At 75.3% G+C, this 22,696-nt stretch carries 18 protein-coding genes; 8 read left to right on the top strand and 10 right to left on the bottom strand.

The window, feature by feature from the left end; all coding sequences use genetic code 11:
• The first annotated feature begins 275 nt into the window (after positions 1-275).
• On the top strand, positions 276-932 hold the full coding sequence (locus ACIP4O_RS22225) for a hypothetical protein (RefSeq protein WP_401576788.1): 657 nt from the start codon (positions 276-278) through the stop codon (positions 930-932).
• On the opposite strand, the gene ACIP4O_RS22220 is transcribed toward ACIP4O_RS22225, so the two are convergent.
• The 6 genes from ACIP4O_RS22220 to ACIP4O_RS22195 form a co-directional block, all read right to left on the bottom strand.
• Entirely contained in the window at positions 860-5,659 is a 4,800-nt protein-coding gene (locus ACIP4O_RS22220) for a hypothetical protein (protein WP_401576786.1), read from the bottom strand. The genes ACIP4O_RS22225 and ACIP4O_RS22220 overlap by 73 nt on opposite strands.
• A gap of 157 nt (positions 5,660-5,816) precedes the next feature.
• Positions 5,817-6,710, bottom strand: a complete 894-nt coding sequence (locus ACIP4O_RS22215) for a hypothetical protein (RefSeq protein ID WP_401576784.1) — start codon at positions 6,708-6,710, stop codon at positions 5,817-5,819.
• Positions 6,711-6,819: 109 nt separating this feature from the next.
• Complete coding sequence (locus ACIP4O_RS22210) at positions 6,820-8,370, bottom strand: hypothetical protein (protein ID WP_401576782.1); 1,551 nt, start codon at positions 8,368-8,370, stop codon at positions 6,820-6,822.
• A gap of 204 nt (positions 8,371-8,574) precedes the next feature.
• The gene (locus tag ACIP4O_RS22205) at positions 8,575-9,927 is read right to left on the bottom strand and encodes a YhgE/Pip domain-containing protein (protein WP_401576780.1); all 1,353 of its coding nucleotides are present in this window, start codon (positions 9,925-9,927) and stop codon (positions 8,575-8,577) included.
• Positions 9,927-10,670, bottom strand: a complete 744-nt coding sequence (locus ACIP4O_RS22200; RefSeq protein WP_401576778.1) for an ABC transporter ATP-binding protein — start codon at positions 10,668-10,670, stop codon at positions 9,927-9,929. The genes ACIP4O_RS22205 and ACIP4O_RS22200 overlap by 1 nt, the downstream gene beginning before the upstream one ends.
• Before the next feature lie 171 nt (positions 10,671-10,841).
• Complete coding sequence (locus tag ACIP4O_RS22195; protein ID WP_401576776.1) at positions 10,842-11,162, bottom strand: hypothetical protein; 321 nt, start codon at positions 11,160-11,162, stop codon at positions 10,842-10,844.
• A 201-nt stretch (positions 11,163-11,363) separates the two neighbouring features.
• On the opposite strand from ACIP4O_RS22195, the gene ACIP4O_RS22190 reads away from it, so the two are divergent.
• Positions 11,364-11,678, top strand: coding sequence for a hypothetical protein (locus ACIP4O_RS22190; protein ID WP_401576774.1), 315 nt, complete (start codon positions 11,364-11,366; stop codon positions 11,676-11,678).
• Positions 11,679-11,956: 278 nt separating this feature from the next.
• On the opposite strand, the gene ACIP4O_RS22185 is transcribed toward ACIP4O_RS22190, so the two are convergent.
• Both ACIP4O_RS22185 and ACIP4O_RS22180 read right to left on the bottom strand, forming a co-directional pair.
• Positions 11,957-13,378, bottom strand: coding sequence for a HEAT repeat domain-containing protein (locus ACIP4O_RS22185; RefSeq protein WP_401576772.1), 1,422 nt, complete (start codon positions 13,376-13,378; stop codon positions 11,957-11,959).
• A gap of 425 nt (positions 13,379-13,803) precedes the next feature.
• Entirely contained in the window at positions 13,804-14,238 is a 435-nt protein-coding gene (locus tag ACIP4O_RS22180; RefSeq protein WP_401576771.1) for an ankyrin repeat domain-containing protein, read from the bottom strand.
• A 322-nt stretch (positions 14,239-14,560) separates the two neighbouring features.
• On the opposite strand from ACIP4O_RS22180, the gene ACIP4O_RS22175 reads away from it, so the two are divergent.
• Together ACIP4O_RS22175 and ACIP4O_RS22170 are read left to right on the top strand one after the other, a co-directional pair.
• Positions 14,561-14,755 carry a hypothetical protein gene (locus tag ACIP4O_RS22175; protein ID WP_037871955.1) on the top strand — a complete coding sequence of 65 codons (195 nt, stop codon included), beginning with the start codon at positions 14,561-14,563 and terminating at the stop codon, positions 14,753-14,755.
• A gap of 128 nt (positions 14,756-14,883) precedes the next feature.
• A complete protein-coding gene (locus tag ACIP4O_RS22170; protein WP_401576768.1) occupies positions 14,884-16,566 on the top strand; it encodes a hypothetical protein in 1,683 nt (560 codons plus the stop codon).
• A gap of 74 nt (positions 16,567-16,640) precedes the next feature.
• On the opposite strand, the gene ACIP4O_RS22165 is transcribed toward ACIP4O_RS22170, so the two are convergent.
• The gene (locus tag ACIP4O_RS22165; protein WP_401576767.1) at positions 16,641-18,257 is read right to left on the bottom strand and encodes a PLP-dependent aminotransferase family protein; all 1,617 of its coding nucleotides are present in this window, start codon (positions 18,255-18,257) and stop codon (positions 16,641-16,643) included.
• A 98-nt stretch (positions 18,258-18,355) separates the two neighbouring features.
• Here ACIP4O_RS22165 and ACIP4O_RS22160 point away from each other — a divergent pair, with 98 nt between their 5' ends.
• The 4 genes from ACIP4O_RS22160 (at position 18,356) to ACIP4O_RS22145 (ending at position 21,943) form a co-directional block, all read left to right on the top strand.
• Positions 18,356-19,003: a YitT family protein gene (locus ACIP4O_RS22160; protein ID WP_401576765.1), complete on the top strand. Its 648-nt coding sequence runs from the start codon at positions 18,356-18,358 to the stop codon at positions 19,001-19,003.
• Between the two features lie 25 nt (positions 19,004-19,028).
• Complete coding sequence (locus ACIP4O_RS22155) at positions 19,029-19,808, top strand: glycerophosphodiester phosphodiesterase (RefSeq protein ID WP_401576763.1); 780 nt, start codon at positions 19,029-19,031, stop codon at positions 19,806-19,808.
• A gap of 32 nt (positions 19,809-19,840) precedes the next feature.
• The gene (locus tag ACIP4O_RS22150) at positions 19,841-21,229 is read left to right on the top strand and encodes an MFS transporter (protein ID WP_401576761.1); all 1,389 of its coding nucleotides are present in this window, start codon (positions 19,841-19,843) and stop codon (positions 21,227-21,229) included.
• 339 nt (positions 21,230-21,568) lie between these two features.
• A complete protein-coding gene (locus ACIP4O_RS22145) occupies positions 21,569-21,943 on the top strand; it encodes an RNA polymerase-binding protein RbpA (protein ID WP_008749015.1) in 375 nt (124 codons plus the stop codon).
• 96 nt (positions 21,944-22,039) lie between these two features.
• Here the strand turns inward: ACIP4O_RS22145 and fxsA are convergent, their stop codons facing one another.
• Positions 22,040-22,606 (bottom strand): FxsA family membrane protein, encoded by a 567-nt coding sequence (gene fxsA, locus ACIP4O_RS22140; protein WP_401576759.1) that lies wholly within the window; start codon positions 22,604-22,606, stop codon positions 22,040-22,042.
• Positions 22,607-22,696: the final 90 nt, after the last annotated feature.

The following is a 22,696-nucleotide window of genomic DNA, read 5'->3' as shown; positions in this document are numbered from 1 at the left end:
GGAGCGGGAGCGGCGCGGACGGTACGCGCGGGGGCATCGTGGGACGGGCCGGTGAATTCCGGCGGATCAGGGGTCAATCGGGGGCGAGGGGAGGAAACCCTCGTGGGTGCTTCTTCGTCTGTACGGGTGGGAAGCGGGCCGGGTCCGCGGTCCCGCGCGCGTGTGCGGCCGCACGGGGCCGACTAAAGCGGCGTGGGGCGGGCAGCGAGAAGGAGAGCCGCTCGTGTCCCCCGGGTGGTGGTCCGTTCGGCGAGTGGTGGGGAGTTGGCTGCGTGATGAGCATCGTGGAGCGCGGTACCGAGGACGAGAGGCGGACGGCGGAACGCGCCGCCGCCGGGGAGCCGGCCGCCTGGGAGACCCCGCTGCCGCAGTGGAGCATCGAGGAGTACGGCGAGGAGGCGGCACAGGACGCGGAATTCGCCCGGCGGCGGCGTGAGGCGGTGCGCCGGGACTCCTTGTGGAGGGAGGAGCCCGCGGTACGGCGTCGGCTGCCGGACGCGGTGCGCACCTCGGCGGTCCGGGCCGTCATCATCGTGGCGCTGACGCTGTGCCAGGCGGTGACCGCCTTCCTGTGCACGCTCGCGGGTTCCTGGCTCGCCTTCCCGATGGTGCTGAGCAGTGTGGCGAGCACGGTGGTGGCGACGTGGGGCGTCCTCGACGTGTGGGTCACCCGGCAGGTGTGGGTGCAGCGCAACGGAGTCGTGTCCCAGCCGGGCAGCACCGCGCGGCAGTTGCGCAGGGAGCGGCGCCAGGCGCTGAAGGCGGCGAAGCTCGCGGCACGGGCGGAGCGGCGCTCCGTCACCGAGGCCCCCACCCCCCGTACCGCGACCGCGCCGCCAGCCCGGCCCGGCGTCCCCGCTCAGGACACGGGCCGCTCCCCGCGTTCCGCCTCCGGGGCGGCCGGGCGCGGGACGGACGCGGCGGCGGCCTGAGATCCGGCGTGCCCGGCGGGGGCCTGGGGCGCGGCGGGTTCCTGCGGTTCCTGCGGGCGCTCGAAGAAGCGCGTGGCCTGGATCTGCGCGTGCACGCCCTCGGCGTCCGGTTCCTTCGGCAGCCCGGGGCGCAGGTGCTCCTCGACGCTGATGTACTTCAGCCCGGCCCGCAGGTCCGCGTCGTTGCGCAGCCGGATGACGAGCGGGAACTCGGAGAGCGCCGTCGTGTCGAACAGCCCGGTCGTGTAGAGGAGCTGGACGCCGAGCGCGTCGGCCACGGCCCGCTGGAGTTCCAGGAGGTACGTGGCGTTGGCGCGACCGATCGGGTTGTCCAGGAAGAGCGTGCCCGCGTGGCGGCGCCTGTCGTGGCCCCGGTCGTTGGAGCGCAGCGCCGCCATCGTGCAGTACAGCGCGATCGCCGCGGTGAGCAGCTGACCGCCCGAGAAGACGTCGCCCATCTGCCCCACGGGGACGCGTTCGGCGCGCAGCACCGCGTCCGGTTTGAGGATCTCGACGGCGATGCCGCGCGGCTGGAGGGCCGCCTGTACGCCGCGCAGGAGCAGGCTCATGCCGTCGCGGCGCAGGTCGGCGTTCTTGCGGACGGCGGCGCGGGTGGCCTCGTCGATGACCTCGCCGAGCCGTTCGGTGAGGCTCGCGTGGTCGGGTTCCTCGAAGCGGATGCGCAGGAACTCCTGCCCGGACCACTCCCCCAGCCCTTCGGGGAGGCGGGAGAGGCGCTGGGCGGCGCGGAGGGTGGCGAGCGAGGACTCCACGAGGCCGCGCAGGCGGTCGACGATCGAGTCGCGGTTGCGTTCGAGCTGTTCCAGCTCGTCGGTGAGCACCCGCAGGCGCGGCGCGAACGCCTCGGCCCAGCGGGCGGCGTGCTCGGGCAGCGCGGCGGCGGGCAGTTCCCGGATCTGCTGGCGCGCGGGGGTGCGTACCTGCTCGTAGCGCGTGGAGTTGGCGTGCCGTACGAGGATGTCGCTCGCCTCGCGGACGGCGGTCTCGGCCGCCGTCAGGTCGGCGGCGCAGCCGCGCAGTGAGCGGCGGGCCTCGGCGGTGGCGCCGCGGGCCTCCGTGAGCGTCCCCGCGAAGGGCTCGGGCTCTTCGGGGGCCGGGGTGCCGGGCTCGGGTTCGGTGGTCTCGCGGGCGAGGTTGTCGCGGAGCAGGTCGCGCAGGAGCGTCGTGGTCTCCTCGAATCCCGCTGCCGCCTCCTCCGCCGCGCGGTGGTCGTGGCCGAGGGCGGTGTGGGTCGCGCGGGCGGCTTCCAGGGCCTCGGTGCGGGCGGCGAGTTCGGTGCTCGCGGTGCGCAGGAGGGTCTGGGCCTGCTCGGCGTCGGCGGGGACGAGGTCTTCGGGGAGCGCGGTGTGGGCCTCGCCCTCCTCGGGCGCGAGGCGTTCGGCCTCGCCGCGCAGCCGGCCGAGCTGTTCGCTCGCGGCGTTGGCGCGGGCCTCCAGCATCTGCACGAGTTCCTCGGCGCGCCCGGCGGCGGCCTGCCGTGAGGGGCCGTCGGCGCCGTCGGGGCCTTCGAGGAGGCCGGAGGCGCGGGTGCGGACCTTGTTGCTGAGGCGTTCGAGTTCGGCGAGGGCGGAGGTCTCCTCGCTCTCGGCGCGGGCCTGTTCGGCGCGGAGGTCGGCGCCGACGCCGACCTTCTCGTAGAGCTGCGATGCGGCGCGGTAGGCCTCGCGCAGGGTGGGCAGGGCGGCGCTGCGGGCCTCGTCGGAGGGCGCGGGCAGTTCTTCGGGCGCGCCGGCGATCTCGGCGCGTTCGGCGCGCAGGGCGCGGGCCGTGCGGCGGGCGTCGTCGGCGGCGCGCTGCGCGGCGCGGCGGTCCTCGTCGGCGGCGCGGGCGCGTTCGAGGCAGGTCTGGGCGCGGGCCTCGGACTCGGTGGCCTCTTCGGCCAGTTCGCGCAGGCGGCTGGTCCAGCGGCCGCGTTCGCGCAGGCGGTGAGCGAGGCCGGCGAGGGCGTCGGCGGTGCGGCGGGCGCGCTGTGCGGCCTCGCCGCGTTCCTCGCGGGCGACGGCGGCGGCGCTCGCCGTCTCCTCGGTCTCGGCCCGGCGGGCGCGGGCTTCTTCGAGCACCGCGGCGGCCTCGGCCGCAGCCGTACGGGCTTCCGCCGCCGCCGTACCGAGTTCGGTGAGCCGTCCCGCGGGGCAGCCGGAGCGCCAGGAGCCGAGCCGGGCGCCGAGTTCGCGGTCCTTGCCGAGGCGGGCCGCGAGGGTGCGGATCTCCTCCTCGCGGGCGGTGGCGCGGGCCCGCAGTTGCTGCCGCTCCTCGTCGGCCGCGTGTTCGTCGTGCATCGCCGGGTTCGGCGGGACGAGGAAGACGGACTCCTCCGCGTCCGCGTTCTCCGGGGCGGGGGCGAGGAGGGCCGAGGTGGTGCCGACGGCGACGGTGGAGCGGGGCAGCAGGGCGGCCCGGGCGAGGACTTCGCGGGCGCGGCGGTGGGTGGCGGGGTCGGTGATGACGACGCCGTCGACGAGTTCGGGGCGGGCCGCGAGGACGCGGTTGTGCTCGGCGGGGTCGACGGACTGGGCGAGGTAGCGCCAGCCGGGCAGCGCGGGGATGCCCTGTTCGCCGAGGTATTCGACGGTGGCGAGGACGTCGGGGCCCGGGGGCAGGAGGCCGCCGTCGCCGAGGGCGCCAAGGATGCGGGCGTCGTCCTGGGCGGCCGTGCGCAGGGCGAAGAGGCGGCGTTCGGCCTCGGTGACGGCGTCGTCGAGGAGGGTGCGCAGGGCCTCCGCGCTCTGGTCGAGGGTCTCGGCGTCGAGACCGGCGGGGGTGCTGTGCCCGGCGTCCGCGAGGGGGTCGGCGCCTGTCCCGTCGTCCGCGCCCGTGCCGCTGCCGGGGCCGCGCTGCTGGGGCACCGCGGTGCCGCTCGTGGTGGGGAGTCCGAGCAGGGCGGCGAGGCGGTCCTCGTGGGCGAGGCGCGCGGCGGTGGCGTACTCGGCCTGGTGGGCGAGTTCGGCGGCGCGGGCCGCGTCGGAGGCGCGGGCGGCGGTGAGTTCGGCCTGGGAGGCGGTACGGGCCGCTTCGGCGGCCTCGTCGGACGCGCGGGCCGCGCGCCGGCGGGCCTCGGCCCAGGCGGCGGTGGCCTCCTTCTCGGCGTCGCTCGCGGCGAGCGCGGCGCGGGCCGGGTCGGCGTCGGGCGAGGAGCCGTCGAGCCAGCCGGCCCGTACGGCCTCCTCCGTCTCCTGCTCGACCTCGGCGAGGCGCTGGCGCAGGTGCCCGGCGTCGCTGCGGGCGCGTTGGGCGTCGGTGGCCGCCGAGGTGGCGTCGCGGTGGGCGCTCTCACCCGCCGACTGGAGGTGCGCGGAGCGCTCCTCCTCCTCGGCCGCGTGGTTCTCGGCGCGTTCGGCGGCGTCCTGGAGGGCGCGGACGAGGTCGGCGGCGGCGGCCGCGCGGGCGGCGAGGGCGGGGGCGGCGTCGCGCTCCGCCTCGCGGATGGCGGTGGCGACGCGCGCCGAGCGGTCGGCGGCGGCGCGGGCGCGCAGCACGGTCTCGGCGGCCTGCCACGCGGAGTGCAGGGTGCGAGCCTCGGTGAGTTCGCGGCGCTGTGCCGTGGCGGCCTTCTCCCCGGCGGCGAGGGCGAGCGAGGCGTGCCGGTAGGCGAGTTCGGCGGCGACGAGGGCGGCGCGGTCGCGGGCGGTGCCCGCCTCGGTGACGGCTTCGGCGGCGGCGTCGAGCCGGTCCGACAGCTCTGCGGAGCGGGTGCGTTCGCCGGCGGCGCGCGCCGCGAGGCGGCGGCCGAGCGCGCGGGCGCGGCGGGCGGCGGCGCCGTGGATGTCGCGGGCGCGTTCGCGGTGCGCGGTGGCGTCGACGATGCGGCCGAGGAGGTCGACGGAGCCCGCGGTGAAGTCGCGTTCGGCGAGGAGTTCGGAGCGGCGGCCGAGCTTGCCGCCGAAGTTGTGGACGAGGTCCGCGAGTCCGTCCGTGTCGCGGGTGTCGGTGACGGCGCGCAGGAGGAGGTCGGTGAAGTCGGAGTCCTTCTTGACGGCGAAGAGTCCCGCGGCCTCGCCCTCGTCGGCGTTCATCTCGCGCTGGTAGCGGAACAGTTCGGGATCGAGGCCGAGTTCTCCGAGGTGTTCGGTCCAGCGCTCGTGGGTCTCCTCCCAGTGCACGTCGAGGTGGGTGTAGAACTTCCCGGCCTCGACGAGCGCGTCCCTGAAGCCCTTCATGGTGCGGCGGCGACCGCGCGCGGCGGAGATGCCCTCCGCGATCGGGCGGACGGCGTTGGACTCCGCGACGGGCAGCGAGTCGAGGCTGAGTCCCGGGCCCGGCCGGAAGGAGTACCACGCCTCGGCGAACTTGCGGGGGTCGTTGGAGACCTGGCGGCCGCGCCACTCGCTGACCTTGCCGACGACGACGCACTCACCGGTCCGCGTGTGCTGCCACTCCAGGACGACGTGGCCGCAGTCCTCGGCGAGCAGGAACTTGCGGAGCACGCCGGAGCTGGCGCCGCCGAGCGTGTTGCGGTGACCGGGGAGCATGACCGAGAAGATCAGCTTGAGCAGGACGGACTTGCCGCCGCCGTTCTCCAGGAAGAGGACCCCGGCGGGGGCGGGCCTGCGGGGCGGTCCGCTCGGTTCGTCCGCGAAGAACTCCGCCTGGGCCGGTGCGGGTTCGGGGACCGGGGCGCCGACCGAGCGCAGATCGAGCACGGTGTCGGCGTACCGGGCCCCGGCGGGGCCGATCGAGTAGAGGCGGACCCGGGACAGCTCGTACATGGTGCGGACTTTCGGCAGCGGTGGAGTGGCGACAAGGGAAGTATCGGCCGGGATCGGGCGGTCATGAACAACCCGGTCGGCGGACGGCGTGACGTGGCGGAGTGGGCGGCCGCCCGGCGGCGGTGGCCGGGCCGCCGCCGCGACGCGGGGCGGCACGTCACCCGTGGAAGGGGAGTCCCGCGTCCGCGACGAGGTCGAGGTCGTCCGTGTTCTCGGCGGGGAGGAGGCTCGGGCTGCCGTCGCCGACGGGTACGACGCCGAGTTCGAGGAGTTCGGCCATCGCGGCGCCGCCCGCGAGGTCGCGCACCTGGAGCTGGTAGCGCGGCGTGGTGCGGTAGGTGCCGCCGCCGTCGTCCCCGGTGCGGTGGAGGAAGCCGGAGTCGGTGAGGAAGCCGACCGCTTTGGCGACGATGCCGGTCGTGGACCCCGCGAGGCGGCGGGCGTCCTTGGTGGCGCCCGTGGCGCTGCGCCGCGCCCAGACCCGCCAGGCGGCTTCGAGGCCCGGCGCCTCGGTGGCGGGGTCGGTGTTCTCGCCCGCGAGTTCGGCGCGTTCCTCGATGCGGCGGCAGGCCTGGCGGACGAAGGCGTCGACGCCGTTGACGCTGATGCGTCCGATGTAGCCGTCGTCGGCGAGGTCCTCGGGCCGGGGGAAGGCGAGTGCGGCGACGCTGAGGTGGGCGAGGCCGTGGAGGAAGCGGTCGGCGGTGTCGGTGGAGGCGCGGCGCGCGTACTCGCCCATGCGGACGGCGAAGACGGAGTCCTCGGCCGCGGCGGTGGCCATCCCGGCGCGCTCGGAGACTTCGAGGACGACGAGGCCGAGCCCGGTGGCGACGGCGTCGGCGAGGCGCGCGAAGGCGGGGTCCTCGCGGTAGCGGCGCAGCAGCGCGGTGTACTCGCCGTCGCGGGCGGCCTGGAGCTTGGGCTGGAGGCCGAAGGCGACGAGCCGGGCCGCGTCGGCGGCGTCGGCCGGGGTGACAGGCGCTGCCGCCGTGGAGCGCGGCTCGGCGGCCTGCTCCTCGCCGTACGGGGGTTCTGCGGCGTACTCGGTCACGGTCGTGCTTCCTTCGGGGACGGGGCTGCGGGGCGCCCGGCGGCTCGGTGCGCGGGGGAGGTACGGGTACGGGCGGGGGCCGCGGCGCGGCCCGTACGCACGCCGCCGCTCATGGCGCGGCCTCCGTCGCCGCGCCGGCGGCCTCGAGGAGGGCCGTGCCGACGATGAGGTCGGCGCCGCCGAAGTCGGGGTCGTCGAGTGCGGTGCCGTCGTCCACTGCGAACAGAACTCCCGGCTCGCCCTGGCGGTGCGCGGTGCCCACCGGTGGGCTCGCGGCGTGGAAGGCGAGGAGGGTGACGAGGCGCGCGAGCTCCCGTGCCTCGTGGTCGCCGCCGCCGTTCTCGCGGGCCTTTCCGCGGGCCTCGGCGAGCAGCCCGGAGAGCCGGCGCGGGGCCTCGGGCTCCAGGCGGAGCAGTTCGGTGGCGAGGGCGAGTTGTTCCTCGCTGAAGCGGCTGTCGTCCGGGGTCGCCACGAGGTCGGGTTCTGGCAGTTCGGCGCCGAGGTGCTCGCGCTCGGCGGGCGGGGTGAGCAGCAGTTCGACGAGGTCGCCGACGCGTACGGCCCCGGGGGTGCGCAGCCCCGTACCGCGGGCGAACCACGCGTCCGTGACGCGCAGCGCGTCCTCGACGGGGAGGGCGATGACCGGCGCGAGGAGCTGCCCGTACAGGTCGAGCCCCGGGCGTCCCGAGTGGTCGGCGAAGGCTTGCCGGTCCTGCTCGGCGCGGAAGAGCGGGCCCGCTTCGAGGAGGCGGGACTGGAGCTGGGTGTGACGGCGGATGCAGTCCTTGACGATGTCGACGAGTTCGGCGGCGCGGCGCTTGTTCTCGGGCTCCTCGGACTCGTCGCGGGCCTTGCGGATGTTGGTGAGGATCGCGTTCTCGTGCCGGTAGCGGTCGGCGACGTGGCCGAGCGCTTCGTCGATGAGGTCGGGGACGGTGTGCAGCCAGTCCACGGCCCGGACGTCGCGGCGCGTGGACTCCAGGGCGCGGCGCAGCGATTCGGCGTACTGGACGGTGCGGTAGCGGGCCTGTTCGGCGGCGAGTTGGGCGTCGGCGAGGCGGCCCCTGCTGATGAGGACCTCCAGCTTGACCTCGGCGGCGATCTGCGCGCTCGTGACGTCCGTGTCGAGTGCGCCGACGAGGACGTTGACCGCTTCGTCGGTGGCGCGCAGGAAGACGGTGCCGCCGGCTGCGGGGACCTCCTCGATGAGCTTGAAGTCGTAGTCGCGGCGCACGTAGCTGCCGTCGGGCGCGAAGGTGCCGTAGACGGCGCGGAAACCGCGGTCGGCGCTGCCAACGTTGATGAGGTTCTCCAGGACCCAGCGGGCGACCCGTTCGTGCTCGGCGACGGGACGGCCGGGGGCCTGGGCGCCGACCCGCGGCAGGAGTCTCGCCACTATCTGTTCGTGGTCCGCGCCCGTGTCGAAGTCCATGTGGAGGGTGACGAGATCGATCGCGGCGAGGGCGACCTCGGCCATCGCGTACCGCGTGTACTCGCCCGCGAGGTTGGCCTTGCGGGTGTCGAGGTCGTGCAGGGGCGCGGTGCAGGCGAGGGCGCGCAGGCGACGCGCGAGTCCTTCGTCGGCGGCGGGGCCCGGAGCGGGGCGGGGGGCCGCGCTGAGCTGCGGGGAAGGGGGGTCGGGGTGGGCGGGCGAGGTCACGGGGAACAGCGTAGAGGGTGGGGCGGACAACGGCGTATCGCGGGGCGTTGTGTGGAAGTTACCGTTTCGCCCGGTGGGCCGGTTTCGGGGCTCCGCCCCGGGCCCCGCTCCTCAATCTTCCCCAGCCTTCGGCCGGGAGGTGCCCCAGAGGGGCTTGGTTCTGGCGTGCGCGCGATTCCTGGTGTGCGCGGGATGTTCGCCCCCTCAGAACTGGATCTCCGGCTTCAGCCGGCTCATGCTCCAGCGCCTCCGCCGCGCCAGGACGAGTCCCGTCGCGAGCAACGCCGCGCCCCCGTACGCCGCCAGGACGCCGAAGGAGAGGCCCAGGGTGGAGCCCTGGCCGCCGGAGATGGTGACGCGGAGGCCGTCGACGAGGTAGGTCATGGGCATGGCGGGGTGCAGGGCGCGGAAGAAGGCGGGGGTGGTCTCGACGGGGTAGAGGCCGCCGCACGAGGTGAGCTGGAGCATCAACAGGACGAGGAGGACGAGGTCGCCCGTGGAGCCGAGCAGGGTGCGGAAGAACTGGGCGAGGGCGACGAAGGAGAGCGCGGCGACGGTCACGAGGGCGACGAGGAGCCAGGGGTGCTCGGCGTCGAGGTCCAGGCCGAGCTGGACGACCGCGTACAGGACGAGGCCCCCGAGGACGCCGAGGAGGGCGGTGGGCAGCCAGCCCGCGAGAGTCGCGGTCGCGGGTCTGCCCTCGTCGACGGCGCGCGGGTTGTAGGGACGCAGCACGAGGTAGCCGACGAGGCCGAAGACCCAGAGCGCGATGGAGAAGAAGAAGGGGGTCATGCCGCGCCCGTAGAGGTGTGCGGGGTGGAGGTTGGCGGAGGTGACGTCGACGGGCGAGGCGAGGAGCCGTGCCTGGTCCTTCGCGGCCTGGCCCTGCGGGGCCTGGGGGACGGCGGAGGAGAGTCGGGCGAGTTGCCGGGAGAGCTTCTGGAGGCCCGGTCCGGTCGTTGCCGGGTCTCCCGCCTCGCCCGCGAGTTCCTTCGCGGATGCCGCCGACTTGTCGAGTCCGTCCTTGAGCTCCTTGCCCTGTCCGAAGACCTGCCGCAGTTCGACCTCCTGGGCGGCGGCGGACAGCTGGTTCTGGAGTTCGAGGCGTGCCTGGTCGGCGGCTTTGCCGATGATGAAGCCGTTGGCGTCGTTGAGTTCGAGGTGGACGGTGGCGCGGCGTGGTTTCTGGCTCAGGCTGCTGGCGAGGTCGGCGCTGAAGCCGCGCGGGACGGTGACGGTGAAGAAGTAGTCGCCGCTCCTCAGCTTGTCGTGGGCGGTGGCGGCGTCGCTCGTGTGCCAGTCGAAGCTGCCGCTCTCGCGCACGGCGCGGACGATGCGTGCGCCACCGTCGACGGTGCGGCCCTGGACCTCGACGGGCTTGTCCTCGTTGACGATGGCGACGGGGACGCGGTGCAGGAGTCCGTACGGGTCCCAGTTGGACCACAGGTAGAGCGAGCCGTAGAGCAGCGGGACGAGCGCGAGCACCCACGGCACGAGGCGGGAGAGCGGGCCCCGGAAGCGGCGGAATTCGAGCTGGGCGAGGCGCAGGACGCGCATCACGGCCTCCTCGCGACGTCGGCGGCCGCGGTCCTCGGGGACAGGGTGGTGTACGCGGCGACCGGGACCGCCCAGTCGGGGGGCGGGGGTGCGGCGGCGGTGGCGAGCACGGTGATCCCGGCCTCGGCGAGCCGGGCGAGTCGCAGCCACACCTCGCGCAGGTCGGTGCCGCCGAGCCCCGCGTCCACGTCGTCCACGAGGACGGCCGGCCGGCGCTCGGCGACGGCGAGGGCGACGGCGAAGAGCAGCCGGTCGCGCGCGGGAAGCCGCCCCACGACGGTGCGGGCTTGGGGTGCGCAGTCGAGGAGTTCCCCGGCCGCTTCGAGGGCCGCCGTGCTGAACGTGCGTGTGGTGGCCGCGCGTTCGGCCCGGTGCTCGTGGGCCGTCCACTGCGGTACGAGGTCGACGCCGGGCGTGGCGCGGGCGAGGGCCGAGTGCCGGAGCGGGTCGACGGGCGTGTCGCCGAGCCGCGCCGTGACGGTGCCGCCGCTGGTGCGGAAGCGGCCGCCGAGCGCGAGGAGCAGGCTCGTACGCCCCGTACCTCCCTGACCGGCGACGACGGTGAGTCCGGCGGGGCGCGCCAGGAGGTTCACCCCCTGGAAGACGGTCCCGAGCGGCCCGCGCGCCCGCAGCCCGCGCGCCTCGATCTCCAGTGCCTCGCCGTCGTTGACCAGCGCGGGCGGAATCCCGGGCGGCCCCGGCCGCGCCCCCGCTCCGCCGCTGTCTGCTGGGCTCTCCGCCACCGTGCACCGCCCTTTCGCCGCGAACGTCCGCCACCCTGGCGCGGGAGGAGAGCGGGGCGGGGCAACGACGCCTGCGGCCGGGGGCGGATCACTCGGACGGGGGCGGCACGCGCCGCGGGCCGGGCCGGGCGCGGGGCCCCTGCTCCGGGCCCCGGCGGGCGCGACCGCCGGTCACAGACCGGCGAGGTCCCCCGCCTTCGCGAGCACGGTGCCGACCGCGTCCACGACGGCGTCGCGGCGCCTGGCGCGCGCCGCGCGGTCCTTCGGCACCAGCCGCGCGGCGGTCTGCTCGGCGTAGGGGTCCGGTTCGCCGAAGGCGGTCCGCGGGTGCTCACCCGTCGTGGCGCAGTGGGTCGTGACCTCCTCGACCGCCCGGAGCACGACCGCCCGGTCCACGCCCGGCTGCCTGGCCAGCCGCACCTGGAAGCGCGCCATCCACTTCTCGCGGTCCTTCTCGCTCGCCGCTTCCGTCGTCCGGTCCTTCTTCGCCACGTGCTCTCCCGGGTGGTCGGTGGCCGTCCTTCATGGAAGGGGGACGCCCGGTCGTGGCCGGGGGGTTGCGGGCCGGGGGCACGGGGCTTGATGCGGCGCGGGCTCGCTCTCCGTGCACGCCGATCCCCGCCGTCCGCGTCGCTGTCAGACCCTCGTGCCATGCTCGGCGCAACCGGATCGGGCAGGTCGGAGGGGGCAGTCATGGGTGTGGGGCAGTACCGGGCCGTCAGTGGGAGCGGGCGCGTCGACGATCCCTCGGAGGAGGCGCTGTTCCGGATGGTCAGCGGGCTCGAAGGGGCGCGGAGCGGCTTCGTCGTGCTCGCGCCCGAGGAGCCCGATCCGCGGTGGTGGGCCGCCGTGAGCCGGCTCGGGGACGGGCGGTACGAGGTGGTGCGGCGCGAGCGGGTACGGGGCGGTGCGGAGATCAGCGTGACGCGCGACGCGCAGGGGCTGGTGCGCGAGTTGACGGGGTGGGCGGGGGCGCGAGGTGCGGTGCGCGGTGGCTCGCCCGGGTGATCGGGCGCTCGTCGGCGCGTCGACCCGGCGCCCCGCCTACGGGTACGTCGCCGTGGTGGGTGCGGCCGCGCCTCTCGTCGGACGCCCGCGGTCGGGTGTACGTGGCGCCGAGTCCCTCGGCGGAGCGGCGCGGGCGGGGCCGCCGGTCCACGGCGAGTCGTCGAAGGCGAGGGGGACGGTGCTGGGTGCTTCCGCATCCCGGGCGGCGGCCCCATCGAGCACGCGCGGCACTTTCGCCGTGTCGGCGGGGGCGGCGAAGGCGAGCCCCGCGGAGTCCCTCACGCCGCCGCCGTGTCCGGGCCGATGCGGCCGCGTACCGCTGTCTGCACCTCGTCCTCCTCGGCCGGGTCGGCGGCGAGGCGGCGGAGCTGGGTGACGACGCGGCTGTCGGCGGTCTCGGCGTGGAGGGCGCCGAGTTCGCGGGTGGACTCCTCGCAGTCCCACAGGCATTCGACGGCGAAGCCGGCCGCGAAGCGGGGGTCGATGGCGGCGAGGGCGCGGGCGGCGCGGCCCCGCAGGTGCGAGGAGGAGGTCTCGCGGTAGACGTGGCGGACGACGGGAGCGGCGCAGACGATGCCGAGCCGGCCGGAGCCGTCGAGCAGCGGGGCGAGAGCGGGGTCCGCCGTGCCCTGGTCGCGTACGGCGGTGCGCAGCGCGGTGAGGACGAGGTGGGTGTCGCGGGTCGCGCCGCGCAGGGCGAGCAGGCGCCCAGCGGCGGCGCCGAGCCTGCCCGGGGCGCGGGCGAACTCGCGGGCGCGCTCGACGGCGGCGACGGAGGCGGTGCCCTCGAAGAGCGCCGCCGCGGTGTCGGCGACGAGCGAGGAGGTGCTCGCGGTGGCTTCGGCGAGGAGGTCGAGGGCGAGCGGCTCTCCGCTGTCGCGCAGGTGGCGCAGCGCGGCCAGGCGCGGCGCGTCGGCGCCCTCGCGTGCCGTGGCGAGGAGCAGTTCGCGGTCCTCGGGTCCGGCGACGGCGGCGAGGCAGCGGGCGGCCGGGGCGTGCAGGTCGGTCCCGTTCTCCTCCAGGCCGCGCCGGGCCCAGTCGAGGATCTCGGGGACGCTCCAGCCGGGCCGTGGGCCGGTGGGGGTCAGTTGTCGCTGCCAGCGGTCGAAGGAGCCGCGTTCGAGAGCGGCGCGCACGCGCCCGGCGTGCGGGGAGCCGGGGTCGCAGGCCCACAGGTGCCAGGGGCGCGGCTCGTAGGCGCCGCGCGCGGCGGCGGTGAGTTCGGCCTCGCCCTCGGGGGTCTCGGGGAAGCGGGCGAGCACGGGCGCGGCGAGAGCGCGCAGGGCGTGGTCGTCCTCGCGGACGGCGAGTTCGTCGAGTGCCCAGGCCCAGTTGGCGCCGCTCGCCACGTACCGGCGCAGCAGGGCGAGGGCCTCGGGGCGTCCGTAGGAGCCGAGATGGCCGAGGACGGCGAGGGCGAGTCCGGTGCGGGACTCCTCGGGGTCGAGGAGGTCGTCGGCGCCGAAGAGGTGGTCCTCGATGCCGTCGAGCGGGCCGTCGAGTTCGCGGTAGAGGCGTGCGTAGTAGAGGGAGCGGTTCTCCAGGTGCCAGTCGCCGCGCGGGTCCTGACGGACGCACGTGTCGAGGGCGGCGAGCGCTTCCTCGCGGGGGGCGGTGAGGGCGTGCAGGGTGCCGTCGCCGCGCCCGCGCTGGAGCAGGCCGAGCAGGGTACCGCTGGGCGCTATGACCGGATCGAACATGACAGGGGCCTCACATCAAGCTGTGGGTACGAACGGGGGGCGGACGGTCACCTGTGGCGCCGACACGTCCGTGGACCCGTCGTGTGCCGCTTGCGCTCAGCCATCTTCCTCTGCCTCTCGATCGGTGGCCCGGAGCGGGCCTTTGCGCGGCCCGGGCGGTGGGCCACTTCTTCCCGTGGCGTCCGGAACCGAACCATGTGGCCATGATGGCTCAGGCGTCGATGCTCAGGCGAGCGCATTTACGGCGGGGGGACAAAACGCGTGGAAGCACCCTCTGATTTCGGGTGTTCGCGCAGGTGGGAGCGGTGGGGCGGGCGTTGACACGGGGGCCGTGCGCGGGGGGCCGCGGGGGTGGCCCCGGGAGGGGCGGGCGTCTCATGTGCCACGCGGGCCCCACCCGTGACGCGGGAACGAGCGCCGCGCCTCTAGACCGCTCCGAAGCGGGCGAGGAGCGTGTGCTTCTCGAAGATCCTGGCCGTGTCGACGGCCGAGGGGCTGCCGGCGCGGGGGTCGGCGCCGGCCGCGAGGAGCGCCTCCATGACCTCGTCCTCGCCCTTGAAGACCGCCCCCGCGAGCGGGGTCTGGTGGCGGTCGTTGGGGCGGTCGGGCTCGGCGCCGCGCTCCAGGAGGGCGCGGACCGTCTCGGCGTGGCCGTGGTAGGCGGCGAGCATGAGGAGCGTGTCGCCCTTGTCGTTGGCGAGGTTCACCGGGACGCCCGCGTCGACGTAGGCGGCGAGCGCTTCCGAGTCGCCGGAACGGGCGAGGCCGAAGAGGCGCGTGGCGAGTTCCACGACCTCGGGGTCGGGGGTATCCGGGCGCTCCGGCTGTTCGTCCTGGGTCGTTCCGGGAGTGGGGTTCACGGGAGGGCCGCCTTGCGGGAGGGGGAGGGGACAGGGCAGCTCACCCGGCCCGGCGGGCCCAGCCGCCGTCCGGGTGAATCGCCAGCGTACTGCCCTCAGGCGTACACGAGCCGGGGGGCGCCGGGCAAAGATCGACGGCGGACCGGCGAGGCGCGCGATCAGAGGCGTAGAGGGGCGGGGCGGGGGCCGGGGTAGGGGGAACCACGCGCGACATAAAGACGAAATGAGCGCTTGATCACTCATTTGCACCTTTTGTCGTATAGATACATGCTGTGAGCCTGGAAGAACTCATGGTGACTGTCCCCTCAACCAGGAGAACCTCATGATCCTGTCCATCTCCGGCGTCATCCTGCTCGGCATCATCGTCTTCCTGTTCTGCCGGAAGGACGGCCTGAAGCCGCTGCACATGGTCGTGTGCGCCCTCTTCGGCTTCTATCTCGCCGGTACGGCGATCGCCCCGAGCATCAAGGCCGGGGGCGCGAGCCTCGCCTCGCTCCTCGGCGGCCTGAAGTTCTGAGGGCGCCGCGCCCGATCCCGCACGCCGGGGCCCAGGTCCCGGCGTGTTCCCCGTGCGCGGCGCCGCGCACGGCCCGGGTCCCGTGCGCGGGCCCGGCAGCTGTTCGTACGACTCTCCAGGAGACCGACGTGGCACGGCGACCACTCCCCCGCATCCTCCGCGACGGCGGCGCGTCCCTCGCGCGCGGCCGGGACCTGGCACGTTCGGCGGCGGACGGCGCCTCCGACGTGCTGCGTCCCCTGATCATCCTGTCCCGGGGCCTGGTCCGGCTCCTCGCCGCAGGGCGGCGCCGGTGGACCGCGACGCCCAGGGAGCGGCGCGGGGCGCTGCTCTTCCTCATCGCCGCGGCCGTCCTCGCCGTGGCGCTCGCGCCGTACGGGCCCGTCTCCGCGCTCGCCGCCGTGCTCACCGCCGCCGCGTGGCTCGGCCGCGACCGAGCGGCCGCGACCGAGGAGAGCGGTCCGAGCGAGGAGCAGGCGGCGCGGCTCGCCTCGCTGTACGAGGCGCTCGTCCCGTACTTCGCCGTGCCCGAGGCTCCCGAGCCGCTCTACGCGCACGGCGGCGAGTGGGCGCGGGCGCTCAGCGATTTCGGCTTCGACGAGCACGGGCGGCTCGCGGCGCTCACCGTCGCCTACCCGGCGTACTTCACGGACGGGGACCCGGAGTCGCGCGCGCGGGTCGAACGGCTGCTGCACGCGAAGTGCGGGCGGGGCCGCGAGTACCACTTCGCCTGGGACGAGGAGGCGAACCGGCTCACGCTCACGGCGCTCCCGCCGCTGCCCACCGACATCCCCGCGCAGCCCTTCGTGACGAGCCCCGGCGAGGTGGTGCTCGGGCTCACCGACGCGCTCGCGGTGCGGCGCACGGTGCCGCTCGTGGACGCGGGGGGCGCCGCGCTCGACGTGCCGCCCGTGGTGTGGCGCACCGGTACGCGCGCTCCCGAGCCGCACCTCCTGGTCGTCGGGCGCCCCGGGAGCGGGACGAGCACGCTGCTGCGCGCGGTGGCGCTCCAGGCGCTGCGCGGGGGTGACGTGCTCGTCGTGGACGGCGGCGGGACCGGTGACTACACGTGCTTCGTGGGACGCGACGGGGTGCTCGGGGTCGAGTGCGGGCTCACGGGGGCGCTGGGCGCCCTGGAGTGGGCGGCCGGCGAGACGGAGCGCAGGCTCGTCGCCGCGAACCGGGCGCGGCAGGCGGGCGAGGCGCCGCCCGAGGACGTGCGCCGGCCGCTGTGGGTGCTTGTCGACCGGCCCGCCGTGCTCGGACATCTGGCCCGCGCGGAGGGGCTCGCCGACCCGCAGAGCCACCTGCGCGTACCGCTGCGGCACGGCAGGGCGGCACAGGTGACGGTCGTCGTGGCCGAGCAGTACGACTGCGTCGACGGGCTCGACCCGGTGGTCGCCCAGTACGCGAAGGCGCGCGTCGTGCTCGCCCCGGCGAGTGCCCGGCAGGCGGCGGAGATCCTCGGCGCTGCCCCGCAGTCCACCCCGGCGGCCGAGCTGCCCCCCGGGCGCGGGTACGCCCGCCTGGGCACGGGCCCCGTCCTGCGCCTCCAGGTCCCGGCGACCCCCGATCCGTACGACGACTCGGCGGCCGACACGCACCGCGAGGCGGTCCTCGCGCTCCTCCCCCGGCGCGGCGGCTCGAACCTCGCGAAGCAGGCGGGCCCCGCGGGCGAGGAGGTCCCCGTCGAGACGGCGGGCGCGGTCGGGACGGCGGGCGCGGTCGGGACGGCGGGCGCGGCCGAGGAGAGCGGGGAGTGCGAGGAGCCGACGACGCGGCCGGTGCGGGTGTCGGTGGCGGAGGCCTGAGCAAGACCCTCGCCCTCGCGGTACGGCACTCCCCGCGTCGCACCGCTCGGCGCTCCCCGCCCCGCGGCACCCGTTCAGGCGATGAGACCCCGCTGCACCGCCGTGTGCGCCCCCGCGCCAGCGCGGACGAGGGCCGTCGCGTGGGCCAGGCGGTCGGCGGCTTCCGCGGCGAGGGAGCCGCCGATGGTGAAGGGGAGGCGGAGGTAGCCCTCGAAGGCGCCGTCGACGCCGAAGCGGGGGCCCGAGGGGACCCGTACGCCCGCCTCCTCGCCCGCCGCCGCGATGCGCGAGCCGGAGAGGCCGCCCGCGCGCACCCACAGGGTGAGGCCACCGCGCGGGACCGCGAACTCCCAGTCGGGCAGCCGGTCGCGGATCGCCGTGACGAGCGCCTCGCGGTTCGCCGCCGCCTGCGCGCGGCGCAGCGCGACCGCTTCCTCCCAGCCGCCCGTCGTGAGGAGCCAGTTGAGGGCGAGCTGTTCGAGTACGGGGGTGCCGAGGTCGGCGTACGCGCGCGCCGCGACGAGCCGGCGGATCGTCTCGGGCGCGGCCCGCACCCAGCCGATCCGCAGCCCCGCCCAGAACGCCTTGCTCGCCGAGCCGACCGTGATGACCGTCGAGCCCGCCGGGTCGAAGGCGCACACCGGCCGGGGCATCGCGCCCGGCGCGTCAAGGTCGGCGTCGAGCCGCAGTTCGGCCATCGTCTCGTCGACGAGCAGCACCGTGCCCGCCGCGCGCGCCGCTGTGGTGAGCGCGCGCCGGCTCTCCTCGTCGGCGAGCGCCCCCGTCGGGTTGTGGAAGTCGGCCACGACGTACGCGAGCCGGGGCACCGATTCGCGCAGCACCTGCCGCCAGCGCGCCACGTCCCAGCCGCCGATCCCCTCGGTCATCGCGACCGGGACGAGGCGGGCGCCCGCGTCCCGCAGGAGCTGGAGGATGTTGGCGTAGCTCGGGGACTCGACGGCGACGCGTTCGCCGCGCGGCGCGAAGAGGCTGATGATCGCGTCGGTCGCGCCCATCGCTCCGGTGGTGACCATGATCTGCTCGGGCATCGTCGGGACCCCGCGCGCCGTGTAGCGCTCGGCGAGCGTCTGCCGCAGCGCGGGCAGCCCCGCCGGGTAGTCGCCGTGGGTCAGGGCGTACGGCGGCAGGGCCTCCGTCGCGCCGCGCACGGCCCGGGTGAGCCAGGGCTCGGGCGCGGGCAGGGACGCGTACCCGAGATCGATGAGCTGCCCGGCGCGCTCGGGGGGCAGCGGGCCGAGTCCGCGCGCGGGGAGCGGGGCCCCGGCGGGGAAGGCGATCCAGCTGCCCGCGCCGCGGCGGGACTCCAGGAAGCCGGCCTCGCGCAGCGTCTCGAAGGCGGTGGCGACGGTGGTGCGGCTGACGGCGAGTGCCGTCGCGAGTTCCCGCTCGGCGGGCAACCGGGCGCCGACCGGGACCCTGCCCTCCAGGACGAGGACCCTGATGCCGTCGGCGAGGGCCTGGTAGGCGGGGGTGTGCCGGGCACGCTCCCGGCCGGTCCGACCGGCGCTCCCGGACGCCTCGGTCCGGGTCGCCCCCGCGATCCCGGTCCCCGTTCCCGCGCCGGTCCCCGTCCTCGTCGCGTCGCCGCCTCCGCCCTCCGTGGCTCGCTGCGAGGCGAGCAGCCGGGCCAACTGGGCCGGGCGAATGACCGCGATACCCCGCTCCGCCATCGAAATCAGTCCACTTCTCTCCGATTGGCCCTGTCGAGGGCACCTGTGCGGCTTCCAGGGTGACACGTATCAGTCCACTCCGACCTCCCGGGGGCCTCATGACCACCGCTACCGCGCCGGGGACCGCCGCCTCGCTGCCGCGCCGTCTCGTCCATCTCTACGCGGGGCTGCTCCTCTTCGGCTTCAGCGACGGCCTCCTGGTCCTCGCGGGCCTCGGCGTCGAGCCGTGGAACCTCTTCCACCAGGGGATATCCCGGCACACGGGGCTGAGCATCGGGACGGTGGCGATCATCGTCGGGGCGCTCGTGCTGCTGCTGTGGTGGCCGCTGCGCCAGCGTCCCGGGCTCGGCACCGTGTCGAACGTCTTCCTCGTCGGCCTCTCGATGGACGGAACGCTCGCCGTGCTGCCCTCCGCGCACTCCTGGCCCGCGCGGGTCGGGCTGCTGCTCGCGGGGGTCCTGCTCAACGGCGCGGCGACCGGCCTCTACATCTCGGCGCGGTTCGGACCCGGCCCGCGCGACGGGCTGATGACCGGGCTGCACCGGCGCACGGGCCGCTCGCTGCGGCTGTGCCGGACCTTCGTGGAGGTCGCGGTGGGTCTCGTCGGCGTCGCGCTCGGCGGGACGCTCGGGTTCGGCACCGTCCTGTACGCGCTGACGATCGGCCCCCTCGCGCAGTTCTTCCTCGGCGTCTTCGCGCTTCCCGCCGCCCGCCCCGTCCCGCCCCCGGACCCCGCGCGGGCATGATCGCGCGCGGTGCCATACTGCGCGCGTGAACAAGCCGGCCCCTCCCCCGCACCCGTTCCTCGACCATCCCCTCCCCCTCGCCTTCGCCCACCGCGGCGGCGCGGCGGACGGCCTGGAGAACACGGAGACGGCGTTCCGCCGGGCGGTCGGCCTCGGTTACACGTACCTGGAGACGGACGTCCACACGACGGCCGACGGGGAACTGCTCGCCTTCCACGACGCGACGCTCGACCGCGTGACGGACCGCTGCGGCGCGCTCGCGGAACTGCCGTGGGCGGCGGTGCGCGAGGCGCGCGTGGGCGGCACGGAGCGGGTACCGCGCTTCGCGGACCTCCTGGACGCCTTCCCGCGAGCGCGCTGGAACGTGGACGTCAAGACCGAGTCCGCGCTCCGGCCGCTCATCGAACTGGTCCGGCGCCGGGACGCCTGGAACCGGGTCTGCCTCGGCTCGTTCAGCGAGCGGCGCACCGCGCGGGCGCGGCGCCTCGCGGGGCCCCGGCTCGCCACCTCGCTCGGCACCGGGGGCGCGCTCGCGCTGCGCCTGCGGTCCTGGGGCCTGCCCTGCGTCCCGCCGCGCGGCGCGCTCGCCGCGCAGGTGCCCGTACGGCACGGGCGGCTGACCGTCGTCGACCGCGCCTTCGTCCGGAGCGCGCACGCCCGGGGGCTCCAGGTGCACGTGTGGACGGTGAACGAGGAGGCGGAGATGGAACGGCTCCTGGACCTCGGTGTTGATGGCATCATGACCGACCACATCGAGGCACTGCGCACGGTGCTGCGGGCCCGGGGGCGGTGGCCGGGAGCCTGAGCGGCGCGCGCGGGACGAGGCGAGGGAGCGGGATGGGCGCACAGACCGCGGGGGCGGCGATCGCCACGGGGGCGGGGGACGAGGCGGCGGCGCGCAAACGGGAGCAGCGCGGCTGGTACTTCTACGACTGGGCCTGCTCGGTGTACTCGACGAGCGTGCTCACCGTCTTCCTCGGCCCGTACCTCACCGAGGTGGCGAAGAGCGCGGCCGACGCGGACGGATACGTGCACCCGCTGGGCCTGCCGGTGCGCGCGGGCTCCTTCTTCGCGTACAGCGTCTCGCTCTCGGTGATCGTCTCCGTCCTCGTCATGCCGCTCGCGGGCGCGCTCGCCGACCGTACGGGCCGCAAGAAGCCGCTGCTCGGGGCCGCCGCCTATCTCGGCGCGGCGGCGACGGCGGGGATGTTCCTCCTGGACGGGGACCGGTATCTGCTCGGCGGGGTGCTGCTCGTCGTCGCGAACGCCTCGATCGCGGTCTCGACGGTCGTCTACAACGCCTTCCTGCCCCAGATAGCCGCGCCGGACGAGCGCGACGCGGTCTCCTCGCGCGGCTGGGCCTTCGGCTACGCGGCGGGGGCGCTCGTCCTCGTCCTCGATCTCGTCCTCTACCTCGGGCACGACTCCTTCGGCGTGAGCGAGTCGACGGCGGTGCGCATCTGTCTGTCGTCGGCGGGCCTGTGGTGGGGCGTGTTCACGCTCGTCCCGCTGCGGCGGCTGCGCGAGCGCCCGGCCGCGCTGCCGGGCGCGGGAGTCGTCGGCGGGAGCTGGCGCCAGCTCGGTGCCACGCTCAAGGACATGCGCGGCCGCCCGGTCACGCTGTGGTTCCTGCTCGCCTATCTCCTCTACAACGACGGCATCCAGACGGTCATCTCGCAGGCGTCCGTCTTCGGCTCCGAGGAGCTGGGGCTGAGCCAGTCGACGCTGATCGTGGCGATCCTGCTCGTGCAGGTGCTCGCCGTGGCCGGGGCGCTCGGGATGGGGCGGCTCGCGCTGCGGTACGGGACGAAACGGACGGTGCTCGCCTCGCTCGGCGCCTGGACCGTCATCGTCGCCTGCGGCTACTTCCTGCCCGCGGGGGTCCCGGTGTGGTTCTTCGTCCTCGCCGCGGGCATCGGGCTGATCATGGGCGGCAGCCAGGCGCTCTCCCGCTCGCTCTTCTCCCACCTGGTGCCCGCGGGCAAGGAGGCCGAGTACTTCTCCGCGTACGAGATGAGCGATCGCGGCATGAGCTGGCTCGGCCCGCTCCTCTTCGGGCTCACCTACCAGGTCACGGGGAGCTACCGGGACGCGATCATCTCGCTGGTGGTCTTCTTCGTGCTCGGTTTCGGCGTACTGCTGCGGGTGCCGCTCGCGCGTGGAATGCGCGAGGCGGGGAACACCGTCCCCGAGGGCGTGGAGGGCCGGGCGCGATCCCTCACGTGAGCGCCGGCGATCCGTCGGGCGAGCAGGGGAACGGTCCGCGCGAAGGGCGATCCGGACGGACCACGCGGATTTCGCGCGCGGGCACGAAGGGCGGTAGTGTACGCGTTTGACCATCCGGATGTACCGTTCCTGCGCCTCTGAACAGCGAAGACAGCCCGAGATTTTCGGTGCGTACGTCGCCAGATGTGACAAAGCGGGCACTGGTGGGTAGAAATGGGGCGGCTACGACGGCGACGCTTTGACCCTGCACGGGAATCTTCACCGCCGACCGGACGTTGACCGGATGACGACGACAGCGACGACTGTCCTGTGGGCGAGCAAGCCCGGGAGGCACGATTCATGAGTGAGCGAGCGCTTCGCGGCACACGCCTTGTGGTGACCAGCTACGAGACGGACCGCGGCATCGACCTGGCCCCGCGCCAGGCCGTCGAATACGCATGCCAGAACGGACACCGCTTCGAGATGCCGTTCTCGGTCGAGGCGGAGATCCCCGCGGAGTGGGAGTGCAAGGTGTGCGGTGCGCAGGCACTCCTTGTCGACGGGGACGGGCCGGAGGAGAAGAAGACCAAGCCCGCGCGCACGCACTGGGACATGCTCATGGAGCGGCGTACGCGGGAGGAGCTGGAGGAGGTCCTGGCCGAGCGCCTGGCCGTCCTGCGCTCCGGTGCGATGAACATCGCGGTGCACCCCCGCGACAGCCGTAAGTCCGCCTGAGTCCTCGGTCGGCTGGTCGCACGCGATAAAGCGAAGGCCGTGGGCCGGACACCTTCTCGGTGTCCGGCCCACGGCCTTTCGCCGTGCTCCCGGCGGTCAGGGGGTGAGGGGCGGGCGCGGGCCCTCGTCCTCGTCGTGCGGCTTGGCGGGGGTGTCCTCGCGGACGACCTCGCCCTGGACGACCTTGCCGTCGGGACGCTGGGTACGGGCCCGGGTGTACGCGGTGCCGAAGGCGCCGCCCGTCGCCTCGTCGAGCTTGCGCTGCATCGTGCGCTCGACGCGGCGCGAGAGCGCGCCCCGTACGCCGGGGACGAGGAGGGCGAGCCCGGCGACGTCCGAGAGCAGCCCGGGGATCATGAGGAGCAGCCCGGCGAGCATGAGGAAACCGTTGCCCTCGGCGCGGTTCTGGGGGGCCGCCGCGGTGGGAGGCTGCTGAAGGGTCTGGGTGAGCGCTCCGAAGGCGCGGCGGCCCGCACGCTTGACGACCGCGCCGCCGCCGATGATCCCGGCGGCGAGCAGCGCGAGGACCACGAGGCCGCCGGCCGCCTCGCCGACGAGGATCAGCAGCCAGATCTCGATCACGATCCAGGCGGCGACCCCTAGGGGGAGCCATCTGCGCAAACCACTGCGTTTGGCGGGGGGCGGGGGTGTGCTGGGCGTCATACGTCCAGTGTGCCCTTGCGGGGGGCGCGGGGGTGGGTCGGGCCTTGCCGTGGGGTCACCTTGCGCCGGGGTGGCCTCGCGGGGCTCCGC

Source organism: Streptomyces sp. NPDC088923 (assembly GCF_044749745.1).
GTDB lineage: Bacteria > Actinomycetota > Actinomycetes > Streptomycetales > Streptomycetaceae > Streptomyces.
This window is presented reverse-complemented; position numbering and strand designations above follow the sequence as displayed.